The sequence below is a fragment of the Amycolatopsis sp. NPDC024027 genome (assembly GCF_040638975.1).
Classification (GTDB): Bacteria; Actinomycetota; Actinomycetes; order Mycobacteriales; family Pseudonocardiaceae; genus Amycolatopsis.
The window spans coordinates 1-15,616 of the sequence record NZ_JBEZYY010000002.1 but is presented as its reverse complement, the minus strand read 5'-3'; the positions used below and the strand labels follow the sequence as shown (position 1 = coordinate 15,616).

Below are 15,616 nucleotides of genomic sequence, written 5' to 3'. Positions count from 1 at the left end.
CGCTAGCCCCGGGGCGGGGCCTGCGGCAGGTCCAGCCGGTACACGCTGACCGTGCCCGAGCTGAACGCCTTCGTGAGGCCTGGCAGGCCCGACAGCCCGCTCAGTCCCGGCGCCAGGCTGAACGTCAGCTGGCCCGTCCAGTGGTGGCCGTCCGTGCCGACCGTCGGGGCCGAGGAATCCACGTACACCCAGCGGACGTTCTTCGCCCGGAGGATGTTCTGGACCTGCGGGTCGGCCGGGAAGTCGTTGAACTTCGCCAGCAGGGTGATGTTGTCCTCGATCGGGCTGTGGCCGTCCGGGACGATGTTGAGGATCGGCAGGTCGTAGTCGACGTACAGCAGCGTCGAGCCGTCGTTCGCGTTGTTGAGGATCGTCTCGCCCGGGGCAGCGTGCTCGTGCAGCCACTTCGCGGCCGCGTCGTCCTCCACGCCGTAGCGGACGAACTGCGGCGCCGCGTAACGCTGGCTGAGCGACAGCGCCCCGGTGTTCATGTAGCCGCGGAACGACGTCACCGTCAGCGCGCCGAGCAGCACCGCGATCAGCCCGAACGCCACCGCCGGGCGGAGCCGCGCCGGGATCGGGTTGCGGGCCTGCACCGCGACGACGAACAGCCCGAGCGCCACGAACAGGACCCCCGCCAGCGGCGGGATCAGCAGGTAGACGTGCGTGTCGAGGCGGTTGGCGACCCGGTAGTAGTAGCGGCCGATGGTCGCGCCGAACCCGGAGTTGGGCGAGTAGTGGAAGCTCACCATGACCGCGGCCCAGAACAGCCAGGCCGTCAGCAGCGGCCACGCCCGCCGGGACAGCAGCGTGGCCACGACGCCGGCCAGGCCCAGCAGGCCGAGCACCAGCTGGCCCATCGTGCCGCCCGGGTCGAAGTAGCCGCCGTAGGGCAGCCGGGCGACCAGCTCGGCCGACTCGGCCAGCGGCGAGCCGGGGATGTTGGCCGGCGCGTCGACCACCGTGCCGCCGCCGAGCCGCAGCAGCGCCAGCACGTCCGGGACGATGAGGACGACGGCGACCACGCCCGTCAGCACCAGCGGCAGCAGCGCGCGGACGAAGGCGAGCCGGCCCGCCTTGGTGAACAGCAGGCCGACCATGGCCGCGACCGTCGTCAGCGCCACCGAGGTCAGTGCGCTCGGGTGCAGGTTGAACGCGCCCGCGGCGGCGACGCCGACCAGCACCGCACGTCCCCAGTGGCGCTTGCCGATCACCAGCATCACCGCGACGAGCCCGGGCATGAGCGTCATCGCGGCCGCGTTCGGCAGGACCCCGCCGTCGTGGGCGAAGGCGATGCCGGGGCGGTACAGCTGCACGGAGACCAGCGCGGCCACCCCGGCGGCGAGCTCGACCCAGCCGCGGCCGAGCCGGCCGTGCCGGAGCACCGCCGCGGTGAACGCGGCCACCGACAGCGGCAGCACGACCACCATGAACACGACGGTCGTCAGGTTCAGGGACAGCATCGTGTCCCCGAAGATGTCGGTGAGCAGCGCGCAGATGTCGGTGAAGCCGGGCGGGTAGAACTGGACGTTGGTGTCGTGCACGACGTCGATCGGCAGGATCTGCCACGGCGCGGCCTTGCCGGTGAAGTGCGTGAAGGCGGTCAGCACGGCGTGCGTGACGGTGTCGTGCTCCTGGGTCGGCGTCCGCCACGACCCGAGGCCCTTGTGCCACATGCGGACGCCGAGCCCGACCCCGGCGACGGCGATGAGCGCGCCCAGCACCTGGGCGGCCGTCCCGGCCCGGCCGGTCAGCGTGCGCAGCCGCGGGTCTTCGGCGGGCCCGGCCGGATCCGCGGCCGGGCGACGGCGGCGGACCAGCCACCGCACGCCGCCGAGCACGAGCAGCACGACCACGAGCGTGACGACCGCGGTCAGCAGACCGAAGCGGAGTCCGGTGACGCCGGTGAACAGGGACACCAGCAGGACGAACCCGGTGGTCAACGGCGCCGAGAGGCCCGCCAGCCACAACCGTTCGCGTACGCCGGCGACCAGGAGAATCGAGAATCCGGGGAGCAATACCACCAGGATTCCCACGGCCAGCCGGACAGCTTCGGACAGCATGCCTTCTCCGATCAACAAAGCCGTCAACGCCCGGAGTCTATGGGGGGCGGCGATGCGTCCAGGATGCGGGTGACCAGCGAGCTGACGTGCACGGTAGCGTGGCCGCCGCCGTCGGAGACGCCGTTCACCGCGGTGGCGGGACGGTTCACGGCGAAATGGGATGGAACAATGGGGTTTCTGCTCGTTCTGGCCGCATTCTGGCTGCCCGGCGCCGTTTTCGGCGCGGCGATCGGCCTGCGCGGCTGGACGCTGGGTGCGGCGGCACCGGTCCTCACCTTCGGGGTCGTGGCCCTCGCCATCCCGCTGCTCGGCGCCACGGGCATCCGGTGGACAGCGCTCTCCGTGACACTGTGGACGCTCGGGGTCTCGGCCGCCGGCTTCGCGGTCACCTGGGCCGTCGCCCGGTTCACCCGGCGGCGCCGGCCGGACGCCGAGGCGGCCCCGCCCGAGCGCCCGCGGTGGTCGTGGCGTGCCCACGCGTTGACGGCGCTCGGCGTCGCCGCCGGGATGGCGGTCGGCGCGCTCACCGTGCTGCGCGGCATTCCGGCACCCGGCACGGTGAACCAGGACTGGGACGCCGCGTTCCACGCGAACCTCGTCCGCTGGATCGCCGAGCGCGGCGACGCGCGCCCGTCGACCGTCAGCACCATCGCGAACCTGCCGGACGAGACGCACTACTTCTACCCGGACACCTACCACGCGCTGCTCGCCCTGCTCTTCGGCAAGGGCGGGCTGACCGTGATGCCGCTGCTGAACTTCGCGTCCATCGCCGTCACCTTCGCGGTGCCGCTCGGCGTGGCCGCGATGTGCCGCGCGTGGCGGCTGCCCCCGGTGACGGCCGCCGCGGCCGCCGTCGCTTCCGCTTGCTTCACCTCCTTCCCCTACGACCTGTTCTGGCACGGCCCGGTCTGGCCGTACGCCGCCGGCGTCGCCCTGGTCCCGGCCATGCTCGCGGTGGTCCGCCTGCTGCTCGAGCCGGGCGGCGCCACCGGGCCGCTGGCCGTGGGCGTCGGCGTCGGGGGGCTGGCGGCGCTGCACACCAGCGTCGTGTTCGTCCTCGTCGTCTACTGCGTCCTGATCCTGGCCGCGGTGCTCTTCCGGTTCGAGCCGATCGACTGGCGGCGGGCCTGGCCGTCGCTGGTGGCGTCCGCGTTGCTCGCCGCCGGACTCGGACTGCCCCAGGTGCTGCCCTCGCTCTACAACGCCGGCGGCGTGACGTCCGCGGTCTGGGGGAACGCGGCCACCGTGACCGGCGCGGTCGGGCAGACGGTCACGTTCTCGCCGATGGCGGACTTCCCGCAGTGGTGGATCGGCGTGCCCGCCGTCGCCGGCGTGGTCCTGCTGGCCCGGCACCGGCGGGTGGTCTGGCTGGTCGCCGCGTACGTCGTCCTCGGCGGCTTGTACGCGGCGACGGTGTCCATGGAGAACGGCCTGGTCCACCTGCTGACCGGACCGTTCTACAACGACAACTACCGGATCGGGGCGCTGCTGCCGCTGATCGGCGCGGTGGGCTTCGGCGAGTTCGTCCACACCGCGACGGCGTGGTTCGCGGCGAAGGTCCGGCCCCGGCTGCCGAAGCTGCACCCGGCGGCGCCCGTGCTGGCCGGCGTGGTGCTGCTGGCGGCGGTGATCGGCGGGTTCAGCCGCGGCTACGTCGGCATCAATTCCGTCCACGTGAACATCGGCTACCGGGGCTTCCCCTCGGTGAGCGCGGACGAGGAGACGGCGTTCGCCTGGCTGGCCGGGCACACGGTCCCCGGCGAGCGCGTGCTGAACGACCGCCTCGACGGGTCGGTCTGGATGTACGCGCTGCAGGGGGTGAAGCCGACCCAGTGGAACTACTACGGCGCTCCGCCGGCCAGCGACATCGGCTACGTCAGCGCGTACGCGAACCGGCTGGAAGCCGACCCCCGGGCCCGGAAGATCCTGCGGGAGCTCAAGGTCCGCTACGCCTTCGTCGGCCAGGGCAACGCCGTTCCCGACGGGCAGAACGATCCCGGCCTGCTGAACCTCGACACCGCTCCGGGGTTCAAGCTGGTCTACCGCAACGCCGGGGCTTCGATCTACGAGATCGCGGGGCAGCAGGACGTCGTCACGGCCGGGGCCGCACCCGGGTCCGGCGCCGGCGACGGGCGGTGAAGCGTTAAAGTGATGCCCGTGTCTGTGACCTCGGCGAACCCGGTGACCAGCCGCCGCGTGCTCATCGTGATGCCCGCCCTCAACGAGTCGGCGAGCGTCGCGTCGGTCATCGAGCAGGTGAAACGGGCCCTCCCGGGCGGTGACGTGCTGGTCGTCGACGACGGCTCGGTGGACGACACCGCCAAGCTGGCCCGCGCCGCGGGCGCCGAGGTGGCCCGGCTCGCCGTGAACCTCGGGGTCGGCGGCGCGATGCGCACCGGGTTCCGCTACGCCGCCGCCCGCGGGTACGACGTCGTCGTCCAGGTGGACGCCGACGGCCAGCACGACCCGGACGAGCTCGACGCGCTGCTGCGCGGCCTGGATGACGCGGACATCGTGATCGGCTCCCGGTTCGCCGGCAAGGGCGCCTACAAGGCCAGCGGGCCGCGCAAGTACGCCATGGTCGCGCTGTCCATCGTGTTCTCGCGGCTGGCGAAGACGCGGCTCACCGACGTCACCTCGGGTTTCAAGGCGATGGGGCCGCGCGCGATCCGGCTGTTCGCCGGCTACTACCCGGCCGAATACCTCGGTGACACGGTGGAGTCCCTGGTCATGGCCATCCGGGCGAAGCTGACCATCAAGGAGATTCCGGTCGTCATGCGGGAGCGCGCGGGCGGCACGCCCAGCCACTCGCCCGTGAAGTCGGCCGTCTACCTGAGCCGGGCCGGGCTCGCACTGCTGCTGGCGCTGGTACGCCGCCGCCCGGCGGTCGACTCGTCCGACTCGGCATAAGGGAGCTTGCGAGATGGAAGGTTGGCGCGTCCTCAGCATCGTCGTCGCCTGCGTCGTGCTGTTCGTCGTCCTCGAGATGATGCGGCGGCGCAAGCTTCGTGAGAAGTACGCGGGCGTGTGGCTGATCGTCGCCATCGGCGTCGTGGTGCTGGCCGTGATCCCGGCGGCCGCGAAGTTCCTCGCCGGGCTGACCGGGGTGGAGACGCCGTCGAACTTCGTCTTCCTCCTCGCCGGCGTCGTGCTGGCGCTCGTGTCGCTGCACCTGTCCACCGAGACCGGGCACCTCGAGGAAGAGGTGCGCACCTCGGTCGAGGAGATCGCGCTGCTGCGCTGCGAGCTCGAAGACACCCGGCGCGAGCTGGCGAGCCGGATCGCCGAGCTGGAGGCGAAGACGGCGGCACCCGACGACGTCAAAGGGCTTCCGGAGGTCGAGCGCGTCAGCAAGTGACGCGGTGATCGAAGCCCTGCTCGCCGCCCCCGCGCGGCTGGGCCGGGTGCGCGTGCTGGCCATCGACGGGCCGTCGGGCGCCGGCAAGTCCACACTGGCCGCCCACGTCGTCGCCGAGCTGACCGCGCGCGGGTGCCGCACGGCCTTGGTGAGCGCCGACGCCTTCGCGACGTGGGACGACCCGGTCTCGTGGTGGCCCCGGCTCGCCGGCGGCGTCCTGCGGCCCCTGGCCGGCGGTGTGGCGGGGGCGTACCGGGCAATGGACTGGTCCAGTGGGGCACCCCGGCCGGGTGAACTCGTCCGGGTGGCCGTGCCGGACGTCCTGGTGCTGGAGGGGGTTTCGAGCGGCCGCACTTCGGTAAGACCCCTGCTTTCCCACCTCTGCTGGCTCTCCGGCGGCTCCGAAGCCGGGCGGCTGGCCAGAACCGTCGCGCGGGACGGAGAGGCCGCACGGGCCGAATTGGCGCGGTGGCAACGCTTCGAGCGCGGCTGGTTCGCCGTGGACGGCACCGCCGGCGCCGCCGGCACGCGACTTCCGTAGGGGAACGCGGGGTCACGCATCGTGTCCGGGGTGCTCCGAATCGATCAAGCTGTCCGTAGCCGGATACACGACTGGAGCAATGTCGGTACCGCCATCTGAGTCATGGATCAGGCACTCAGGGCAGCCGCAGCCCACAAATGGTCACATTCTGTCGTGATTTACGGACACATTGCGGTCAAATCGACGTCCACGTAGCGCGATCGTAACCTCACGTGCTTAAGTGCGGGCCGAGTTCCCGCTAGTGTCGGCGAGCACACCGATCGTCCGTCGAGTTCCTGACCGACCGGACGGTGACTTTGAAACCCGAAACATCTCCCAAGGGGTGCCAGATGCAGCAATTGCGGCTGACCCGAACACGCCGCGTGGCCCTGATCGGGCTCGCCGGCGCGCTCGCGGTTTCGCTGTCCGCCTGTGCGGAGTCCAAGCGTGACGAGGGCGCAGGGGGTGGTTCCGGGGGCACGATGATCTTCGGTGCGGCCGGTAACCCGAAGTTGTTCGACCCGATCTTCAACGACGAGGGCGAAACCTTCCGGATCACGCGCCAGATCTTCGACACGCTGATCCAGAACAAGCCGGGCACCGCCGACCTCGAAGCCTCGCTGGCCGAGAAGTGGGAGCCCAGCAACGACGGCAAGACCTGGACCTTCTCCCTCAAGCAGGGCGTGAAGTTCTCCGACGGCACCGCCTTCGACGCGACCGCGGTCTGCTTCAACTTCGACCGCTGGTACAACATGAAGGGCGCCGCCGCCCAGAGCCAGATGATCTACTACGCCGACGTCTTCGGCGGGTTCGCCAAGAACGAGAGCGACGACTACAGCGACCCGGTCTACAAGAGCTGCGAAGCCAAGGACCCGGCGACCGCGGTCGTGAACCTGAACAAGGCGAAGGGCGCGTTCCCGGCGGCCTTCACCCTGCCGTCGTTCGCGATGCAGAGCCCGACCGCGCTCAAGCAGTACAAGTCCGACGAGGTCACCCAGTCCGGCGACTCGTTCACCTACAGCGAATACGCGAACAAGCACCCGGTCGGTACCGGCCCGTTCAAGTTCGACAGCTGGGACCAGGGCAAGGGTGAGATCATCCTGTCCAAGAACGACACCAGCCCGACCCAGACGGCCAAGCTCGACAAGCTGATCTTCAAGGTGATCCCGGACGAGAACGCCCGCAAGCAGGCGCTCAAGGCCGGCGACATCCAGGGCTACGACTACCCGGCGCCCGCCGACTACGGCCTGCTGCGCAACGAGGGCGAGCAGGTGCTGGTCCGCCCGCCGTTCAACGTGCTCTACATGGGCATCAACCAGTCGGGCCCGGCCGGCGACAAGCTGAAGGACGTCCGCGTCCGCCAGGCGCTGGCCTACGGCATCAACCGCGAGCAGTTCGTGAAGAGCAAGCTGCCCGAGGGCGCCGAGGTGGCCACCGAGTTCGTGCCCAAGACGATCTCCGGCTACACCGACGAGGTCACCAAGTACGCGTACAACCCGGAGAAGGCCAAGCAGCTGCTCCAGCAGGCCGGCGCGACGAACCTGACGCTGAAGTTCTACTACCCGACCGAGGTCACCCGTCCGTACATGCCGAACCCGGCGGACGTCTTCACCTCGATGTCGGAGGACCTGAAGGCGATCGGCGTCAAGATCGAACCGGTGGCCAAGCCGTGGAACGGTGGCTACAAGGACGACGTGCAGAAGTTCGGCAAGCAGGACCTCCACCTGCTCGGCTGGACCGGTGACTACAACGACGCCGGGAACTTCGTCGGCACCTTCTTCGGCCGCAAGAAGCCGGAGTTCGGGTTCGACAACCCGCAGCTGTTCCAGGCGCTCGCCGCCGCGGACGCTTCGCCCGCCGGCGACGCGCACGCCAAGGCGTACCAGGAAGTCAACAAGCAGATCATGGACTACCTGCCGGCCATCCCGATCTCCTACGGACCGCCCGCCATCGTGGTCGGCCCGAAGGTCAAGGGTCTGGTCGCCAGCCCGCTGACCGACGAGCGGTTCAACACCGTGACTGTCAACTGACGGTTCCACGTTGCGAGGCATGGGGTGGGTGCTACCGCGCCCACCCCATGTTCCGTACTCAGCGGGCTGCCACCTAAGGACTGCAAGTGCTCCGTTTTCTCCTGCGTCGGCTGCTACAAGCGATCCCGACGCTCCTCATCCTGTCCATCCTGGTCTTCGCCTGGCTACGGTCGCTGCCCGGAGGGCCCGCGGCCGCCCTCCTCGGCGACAAGGCAACGCCGGAGAAGATCGCCAACCTCAACCACGTGCTGGGGCTCGACCAGCCGGTCATCTTCCAGTACTTCAGGTTCCTCGGCCGCGCGATCACCGGTGACTTCGGTGCCTCGCTGGTCTCCACCCAGCCGGTGATGTCGGAGATCGGCACGTTCCTGCCGGCCACCATCGAGCTGGGCTTCTCCGCGATGATCGTCGCGGTGGTCATCGGCATCCCGGCGGGTTACATTTCGGCCCGCTACCGCGGTGGCGCCGCCGACAACGTGATCATCGTGCTGACCCTGATCGGTGTCGCGGTCCCGGTCTTCTTCCTCGGCTACATGATGCAAGACCTGCTCGCCGGGCCGCTGGGCCTGCCGTCGCAGGGGAGGCAGGCAGCCGGCCTGGACGCCACCGCCATCACCAACTTCGCCATCCTCGACGGCATCATGACCGGCGAGTGGGACGCGGTCTGGGACGCGATCAGGCACCTGATCCTCCCGGCGTTCGCGCTCGCCACCATCCCGCTCGCGGTGATCACCCGGATCACCCGCGCGTCGGTGCTCGAAGTGCTCAACGAGGACTTCATCCGCACGGCCAACTCGAAGGGCCTCACGCAGCCGGTCGTCCGGCGGCGGCACGTGTTGCGCAACGGCCTGCTCCCGGTGGTCACCACCATCGGCCTGCAGACCGGCGCGCTGCTCGGCGGCGCGGTGCTGACCGAGCGGGTGTTCAACTTCCGCGGCCTCGGGTTCCTGCTGGCCGAAGGGATCGAACGGCGTGACTACCCCCGGCTGCAGGCGCTGCTGCTCTTCGGCGCGTTGGTGTACGTGCTGGTGAACACACTGGTCGACGTCTCGTACGGGATCATCGACCCGAGGGTGCGTGTGCGATGAACACTCTGCTGAACAAGAAGAAGGAACCGATCGACAAGCTCGCGTCGGCGTCCGGGCACAGCCTGGGCGGCGAAGCGGTGCGGCGGATGCTGCGCAGCCCGGTGGCCATCACCGGCGGCGTGATCACCGCGCTGTTCCTCCTGCTGGCGATCTTCGCGCCGCTGATCGCGCCGAAGGACCCTTACGTCCGCTACCTGCAGGACAAGGTTTCCCTCGGTCAGGGCATCATCCCGGGCGCCCAGCCCGGCTTCCCGCTCGGCGTGGACGACTTCGGCCGCGACTACCTCTCGCGGCTGCTCGTCGGCGCCCAGCAGACGCTGCTGGTCGGCGTGCTGGCGACGGTGATCGGCGTGCTGATCGGCGTCATCATCGGCGGCCTGGCCGGCGCGTTCGGCGGCTGGGTCGACACCGTCCTCATGCGACTGGTCGACGTCATGCTGTCGGTGCCTTCGCTGCTGCTGGCGATTTCGGTGGCGGCGCTGTTCCAGAAGCCCAGCCAGTGGACGGTGATCCTGGCCGTGTCGATGATCGGCGTGCCGATCTTCGCGCGGCTGCTGCGCGGTTCCATGCTGGTGCAACGCGGCAGCGACCACGTGCTCGCCGCGACGTCGCTGGGCGTGAAGCGGACGTCCATCGTGTTCCGGCACATGCTGCCGAACTCGCTGGGCCCGGTCATCGTGCAGGCGACGCTGACCCTGGCCACCGCCATCCTCGAGGCCGCGGCGCTGTCGTTCCTCGGCCTGGGCGACCCGGACCCGAACCGGGCGGAGTGGGGCATCATGCTGAGCCGCGGGGCCCGGCAGTTCCTCGACGTCCGGCCGGAACTCGCGTACTACCCGGCCATCGCGATCATCGTGGTGGCGCTCGGGTTCACGCTGCTCGGCGAGTCCCTCCGCGAAGCCCTCGACCCGAAGAACAGGCGGTGAAGCACTGATGGCACTCCTTGAAGTCCGTGATCTCAAGGTCGACTTCGTCCGCCGTGGCGAGAAGTCGTTCACCGCGGTGGACGGCGTGAGCTTCGACGTCGAACCGGGCCAGACGGTCGGCCTGGTCGGCGAGTCCGGCTGCGGCAAGTCCGTGACGTCCCTGGCGATCATGCGGTTGCTCGCCAAGCGCGGCAACAAGGTCAGCGGCTCGGTGCGCTTCGAGGGCACCGACCTGCTCAAGCTGTCCGACCGGGAAATGCGCGACCGCCGCGGCCGCGACCTCGGCATGGTGTTCCAGGACCCGCTGTCCTCGCTGAACCCGGTCATCCCGATCGGGCTGCAGATCACCGAGGTGCTGGAGCGCCACCGCGGGATGTCGCGCAAGGCGGCGTCCGTCGAAGCGGTGGACCTGCTGGACAAGGTGGGCATCCCGGACCCGTCCCGGCGGCTTTCCGAGTACCCGCACCAGCTTTCCGGCGGGATGCGGCAGCGTGCGCTGATCGCGATCGCGCTGGCGTGCCGGCCGCGGCTGCTCATCGCCGACGAGCCGACGACCGCGCTGGACGTCACCATCCAGGCGCAGATCCTGGCGCTGCTGCGGGAGCTGGTGCAGGACACCGGCACCGCGCTGATCATGATCACCCACGACCTCGGTGTCGTCGCCGGGCTGTGCGACGAGGTCAACGTGCTCTACGGCGGCAAGATCGTGGAGCGGGCCCAGCGGCACCGGCTGTTCGCCGAGCCGCGCCACCCGTACACGCACGGCCTGCTCGCGTCGATCCCGCGCCTGGACGCGGGCCGCGGCGAGAAGCTGATCCCCATCCGGGGTTCGGTTTCCGACAACATCCCGTGGGACCACGGGTGCGCCTTCGCGCCGCGCTGTCCGAACGCGCTGCCGGTCTGTCGCGAGGCCCAGCCGCAGCTGGTGCCGGACCGGGCCGGACTGCTGCGCTGTCACAACCCCGTGCGGCCCGCGGTCGCGGCGGGAGGAGGAGCCCGATGACCCGTCCTGCTGGTGACGTGCTGCTCGAGGTCACCGACCTCAAGGTGCACTTCCCGATCAAGAGCGGCGTCGTGTTCGACCGGACGGTCGGGCACGTGTTCGCGGTCGACGGCGTCGACCTGGCCATCCGGCGCGGCGAAACCTACGGCCTGGTGGGCGAATCCGGCTGTGGGAAGTCCACTTTGGGCCGGGCGATCCTGCGGCTCAACGAGCCCACTTCCGGGCACGTGGTGTTCGACGGCACCGACGTCGCGCAGCTCAAGGGAGAGGAACTGCGGAAGGCCCGGCGCCGGATGCAGATGATCTTCCAGGACCCGATGTCCAGTTTGGACCCGCGGCAGTCCGTCGAGTCGATCCTGGTCGAGGGCATGCACGCGCACGGCCTCGACAAGGACAAGGAAATGACCCAGCGGCGGCTGCGTCAGCTGCTGTCCGCGGTCGGCCTGCCGGAGACGTCGTTGCGGAAGTACCCGCACGAGTTCTCGGGCGGGCAGCGCCAGCGCATCGGCATCGCGCGGGCACTGGCCGTGGAGCCGGACCTGATCGTCGCCGACGAGCCGGTGTCCGCATTGGACGTTTCGGTGCAGGCCCAGGTGGTGAACCTGCTGGAGGACCTGCAGCAGCAGCTCGGCCTGACCTACGTCGTGATCGCGCACGACCTCGCGGTGGTGCGGCACATCTCCGACCGCATCGGCGTGATGTACCTGGGCGCGCTGGTCGAGGAGACCGACGCGGACTCGCTGTACCGGGACCCGCTGCACCCGTACACGCGGGCGCTGCTGTCGGCCATCCCGGTGCCGGACCCGCAGGTCGAGGACACCCGCGAGCAGATCCTGCTCGCCGGTGACCTGCCGTCGCCGGCGAACCCGCCGTCGGGCTGCCGCTTCCACACGCGCTGCCCGTGGAAGCAGGCGAGCCTGTGCGACACCGACCGCCCGCAGCTGCGGGAGATCGGTGGCGGGCACCGGGTGGCGTGCCACTACGCGGAGGACATCCGCGCCGGGCGCATCCAGCCGCACGAGGTGGAGCCGGAGCTGGTGGAACTGACCGGGGCGCTCAACCCCGACCTGGGCCCGCCGGACATCGGCACCGCCGCCGAGATCCTCTGAGGCTCTGAGGTCCTGAAGCTCTGATGCGAACGGCCGGCCGGGCGTTGTCCCGGCCGGCCGTTCTCATGTCTCCAGCTTGGCGGCACGCGACTGCAGGTACGCCTGTTCCGGCAGGCTCAGCGTCCGCCGCGCGGCGGCCAGGTACGCCTCGCGGGCCCCGGCCGCGTCCCCGGACAGCTCCAGCAGGTGCGCGCGGATCGCGTCGACCCGGTGGTGGTTCGTGAGGGCGGGGTCCTTGGCCAGCTTCGAAAGCTCAGCCAGCCCCGCCTCGGGGCCGTGGACCTGCGCGAAGGCCACGGCCCGGTTCAGCGTCACCATCGGGCCGGGTGCCACGACCCGCAGCAGGTCGTAGAGCGTGAGGATCTCGGCCCAGTCGGTCTCGCCGGCCGTCGCGGCCTCATCGTGGACCGCGGCGATCGCCGCCTGCAGCTGGTACGGGCCCACCGGCGCCGTCGCGAGGGCTTTCGTGATCAGCGCGACGCCCTCGTCGACGAACGCCCGGTTCCAGCGGGCGCGGTCCTGCTCGGCCAGCGGGACGAGGGCGCCGGTCGCGTCGACGCGGGCCGGGCGCCGGGCCTCGGTGAGCAGCATGAGGGCGAGCAGCCCGGCGACCTCACCGTCGTCCGGCAGTTCCGCGTGCAGCTGCCGGACCAGCCGGATCGCCTCGGTCGTCAGCTCGACGCGGCTCAGCGCGTCCCCCGAACTGGCCGTGTGACCCTCGGTGAAGATCAGGTAGAGCACCTGCAGCACCGCGCCCAGCCGTTCGGTGCTGACGTCCCTGGTGAGCCGTTCCCCTTTCAGCTTCTGTTTCGCGCGGCTGATGCGCTGGCCGATCGTCGCCTCGGGGACGAGGAAGGCCCGGGCGATCTCGGCCGTCGTCAGCCCGCCGGCCGCGCGCAGGGTGAGGGCGACTTGCGACGGCGGTGTCAGCGACGGGTGGCAGCAGAGCAGCAGCAAGGTCAGGGTGTCGTCGACCCCGCTGACCGGCTCTTTGCCGGGCGGCTCGGCGAGCGCGACGGCTTCTTCACGCCGTTGCCGCGCGGTCTCACTGCGCCACTGCTCGATGCGGCGACGGGACGCCGTCGTGATCAGCCACCCCTTCGGGTGATCCGGGACGCCTTCGGCCGGCCACTGCTGCGACGCGGCGAGCAGTGCCTCCTGGACGGCGTCCTCGCAGGTGTCGAAGCCGCCGTACCGCCGGACGAGCGCGGCGAGGACCTGCGGCGCGAGCTCGCGGAGCAGGTGCTCGACGTCGGTCACAGCTCCGGCCCGTGCAACCCCATCACCGGCCGCACCTCGACCACGCCGAAGGACGCTTCCGGGATCCGCCGCGCGATCTCGAGGGCGCGTTCCTCGGTCTCGCAGTCGAGCAGGTAGAAGCCGGCGAGGAACTCCTTCGCCTCGGCGAAGGGCCCGTCGGTGGCCATGGGACCCACCCGCTTGGCGAGCTCCGGGAAGGCGAGCCGTTCGGAGACGATCCGCTCGCCGGAGGTGTCGAGATCGTCGTTGAGCTGCTGGTAGTAGGCCAGCCCGGCGGCCCGCTGTTCGTCGCTCATGCCTTCCCACGCCCTGCGCGACTCGGGGTTGCCGTAGATCAGGACCACGTATTTCACGTCCGCCTCCTGTCGAAATCCGTCCGGCGGCGCCTACGTCTCCTGTGCAAGCACCCGACCTTGAGGAGAATGGCATGAGCGAGCAGCAGATCCGCGAGTTGATGGCGGCGCGTGAGGTGGCGATGTCGGCCCGCGACGCGGAGACGTTGGGAGCGCACTACGCCCCGGACGTGGTCGCGTTCACGCTGGCGCCGCCGCTGGTGCACCGAGGTGCGGAGGTCATCGACGTCGCGGCGCGGAAGGCGTGGTTCGAGACGTTCGAGGGGCCGATCGAGTACGAGATCCGCGACCTGGAGATCACCATTGGCGGGGATGTCGCGTACAGCCACGCGCTGAACCGCATGTCGACGACGCCCAAGGGGGCGCCGGCGGGATTCGAGCTGTGGTTCCGGTCGACGGTGTGCTTCCGCCGCGAGGACGGCGAGTGGCGGATCAGCCACGTGCATGATTCGACGCCGTTTTACATGGATGGGACGCTGCGGGCGGCGGTGGACCTGAAGCCTTGAGGGCTGCCCCGGCCGCCCGAGCAGCTCCCCACCCTCCCGGGGGGCGTGCCCAAGTCCAGTCTATCGGCGGACCCCGTCGAAACTGCTCGATCGGTAGCTATCCACCGGAGTTGTCCACATGGGGGTGGACTCTGTGGACAACTCCGGAGGACCGCCCCGGCTGTCATGGGTGATGCCTTGGCAAGCACGGGAACTGCCCTTCCACCGACCCGAACGCCGGATTGTTCAGCGGCCGTCACGCCGCGTCAAGGCGGGAAAGCGTACCTTGACCCGGCGTGACGGCCGCTGATGCGGCTGCGTATCGGGTCGGCAGGGGGGTGTGCTCGCTGGGGGTGGTGGAAGGCGCTGCGTGGGGCTGGAGATGCCGAGGGGTGTGCTCGCTGGGGGTGGTGGAAGGCGCTGCGTCGGGCCGCGGATGCCGAGGGCTGTGCTCGCTGGGGGTGGTGGAAGGCGCTGCGTCGGGCCGGAGATGCCGAGGGCTGTGCTCGCTGGGGGCTCCGAAAGCGCGTTTTCGGGGTCGCCTCGCTGGGTGACCCCCGACCTAAGTCGTACCCCGGTCAATACCTGAGGATGCCGCCCGCCGCGGGCCGTCCCGGTACTCTTCGGAAAGCGAACACCAATCCCGACGTACGTTGCAGGGGGTACGGGCTGTGCACATCGACCAGTGGCTGGAGGCGATCCCGCCGATCTCGGTGTACCTGATCGTCGGTGCGGTGATCATGATCGAAAGCCTCGGTATCCCCCTGCCCGGTGAGGTGGTGCTGGTCAGCGCCGCCTTGCTCACGCTGAGCCACCCGAACCTGAGCCCGCTGTGGGTCGGCGTCGTGGCCAGTGCCGGTGCCATCATCGGGGACAGCATCGGTTACCTGATCGGGAAAACCGGCGGCCAGCGGCTGTTCGCGTGGGCCGGCCGGAAGTTCCCTAAGCACTTCGGGCCGACGCACATCGCCAACGCCGAACGGATCTTCAACAAACGTGGCATGTGGGCCGTGTTCTTCGGCCGGTTCATCGCGTTCCTGCGCATCCTCGCCGGTCCGCTCGCCGGGTCGCTGCGCATGCACTACCCGAAATTCCTGATCGCCAACGCGCTCGGCGGCATCGCCTGGGCGGGCGGCACGACCGCGCTCATCTACTACGTCGGGGAGGCCGCCGAGAAGTGGCTCGGCGACTTCTCCAAGTACGGCCTGGTGGCGGCCGTCGTGATCGGTGCCGTTGTCTTCGTCGTCATGAAGAAGCGCCTCGGCCGCGAGCACAAGAGCGAGAGCGATGCGGAAACCCCGAAGCAGGAAGAGACCGCCGCCTAGATGTATTGACCACGGAGGTTGGGTACAGGGCGACACGTGATCGGATGATCTTGGTGTGGGGGAGGGCCTCCGGGTTCGGTGTGGATTGCGACATCT

General features: G+C 70.0%; 14 protein-coding genes. 11 read left to right on the top strand and 3 right to left on the bottom strand.

Annotated elements, in window-relative coordinates; all coding sequences use genetic code 11:
• Positions 1-2: 2 nt before the first annotated feature.
• A complete protein-coding gene (locus AB0F52_RS04855; RefSeq protein WP_360164658.1) occupies positions 3-2,063 on the bottom strand; it encodes a DUF6541 family protein in 2,061 nt (686 codons plus the stop codon).
• 168 nt (positions 2,064-2,231) lie between these two features.
• On the opposite strand from AB0F52_RS04855, the gene AB0F52_RS04850 reads away from it, so the two are divergent.
• The 9 genes from AB0F52_RS04850 (at position 2,232) to AB0F52_RS04810 (ending at position 12,097) form a co-directional block, all read left to right on the top strand.
• Entirely contained in the window at positions 2,232-4,202 is a 1,971-nt protein-coding gene (locus tag AB0F52_RS04850; protein WP_360164656.1) for a DUF6541 family protein, read from the top strand.
• A gap of 12 nt (positions 4,203-4,214) precedes the next feature.
• On the top strand, positions 4,215-4,973 hold the full coding sequence (locus tag AB0F52_RS04845; protein WP_103343534.1) for a glycosyltransferase family 2 protein: 759 nt from the start codon (positions 4,215-4,217) through the stop codon (positions 4,971-4,973).
• Between the two features lie 13 nt (positions 4,974-4,986).
• Positions 4,987-5,421, top strand: coding sequence for a DUF2304 domain-containing protein (locus AB0F52_RS04840; protein WP_360164654.1), 435 nt, complete (start codon positions 4,987-4,989; stop codon positions 5,419-5,421).
• Positions 5,422-5,425: 4 nt separating this feature from the next.
• Positions 5,426-5,962: a uridine kinase gene (locus AB0F52_RS04835; RefSeq protein WP_360164652.1), complete on the top strand. Its 537-nt coding sequence runs from the start codon at positions 5,426-5,428 to the stop codon at positions 5,960-5,962.
• Between the two features lie 329 nt (positions 5,963-6,291).
• Positions 6,292-7,971, top strand: a complete 1,680-nt coding sequence (locus AB0F52_RS04830) for an ABC transporter substrate-binding protein (RefSeq protein ID WP_360164650.1) — start codon at positions 6,292-6,294, stop codon at positions 7,969-7,971.
• A gap of 86 nt (positions 7,972-8,057) precedes the next feature.
• Positions 8,058-9,059: an ABC transporter permease gene (locus AB0F52_RS04825; RefSeq protein WP_360164648.1), complete on the top strand. Its 1,002-nt coding sequence runs from the start codon at positions 8,058-8,060 to the stop codon at positions 9,057-9,059.
• On the top strand, positions 9,056-9,985 hold the full coding sequence (locus tag AB0F52_RS04820; RefSeq protein WP_103343539.1) for an ABC transporter permease: 930 nt from the start codon (positions 9,056-9,058) through the stop codon (positions 9,983-9,985). Before AB0F52_RS04825 ends, AB0F52_RS04820 begins: the two co-directional genes overlap by 4 nt.
• Before the next feature lie 7 nt (positions 9,986-9,992).
• Positions 9,993-10,988, top strand: coding sequence for an ABC transporter ATP-binding protein (locus AB0F52_RS04815; RefSeq protein WP_360164646.1), 996 nt, complete (start codon positions 9,993-9,995; stop codon positions 10,986-10,988).
• Positions 10,985-12,097, top strand: coding sequence for an oligopeptide/dipeptide ABC transporter ATP-binding protein (locus AB0F52_RS04810; RefSeq protein ID WP_360164644.1), 1,113 nt, complete (start codon positions 10,985-10,987; stop codon positions 12,095-12,097). Before AB0F52_RS04815 ends, AB0F52_RS04810 begins: the two co-directional genes overlap by 4 nt.
• 63 nt (positions 12,098-12,160) lie before the next feature.
• Here AB0F52_RS04810 and AB0F52_RS04805 read toward each other — a convergent pair whose 3' ends face one another.
• The gene (locus tag AB0F52_RS04805; RefSeq protein ID WP_360164642.1) at positions 12,161-13,357 is read right to left on the bottom strand and encodes a DUF6596 domain-containing protein; all 1,197 of its coding nucleotides are present in this window, start codon (positions 13,355-13,357) and stop codon (positions 12,161-12,163) included.
• A complete protein-coding gene (locus AB0F52_RS04800) occupies positions 13,354-13,710 on the bottom strand; it encodes a YciI family protein (RefSeq protein WP_360164640.1) in 357 nt (118 codons plus the stop codon). The genes AB0F52_RS04805 and AB0F52_RS04800 overlap by 4 nt, the downstream gene beginning before the upstream one ends.
• A gap of 74 nt (positions 13,711-13,784) precedes the next feature.
• Between AB0F52_RS04800 and AB0F52_RS04795 the strand changes: the two genes are divergently transcribed.
• Positions 13,785-14,216 (top strand): SgcJ/EcaC family oxidoreductase, encoded by a 432-nt coding sequence (locus AB0F52_RS04795; RefSeq protein WP_360164638.1) that lies wholly within the window; start codon positions 13,785-13,787, stop codon positions 14,214-14,216.
• Positions 14,217-14,866: 650 nt separating this feature from the next.
• Positions 14,867-15,520: a DedA family protein gene (locus AB0F52_RS04790; protein WP_360164636.1), complete on the top strand. Its 654-nt coding sequence runs from the start codon at positions 14,867-14,869 to the stop codon at positions 15,518-15,520.
• The last annotated feature ends 96 nt before the right edge of the window (positions 15,521-15,616 follow it).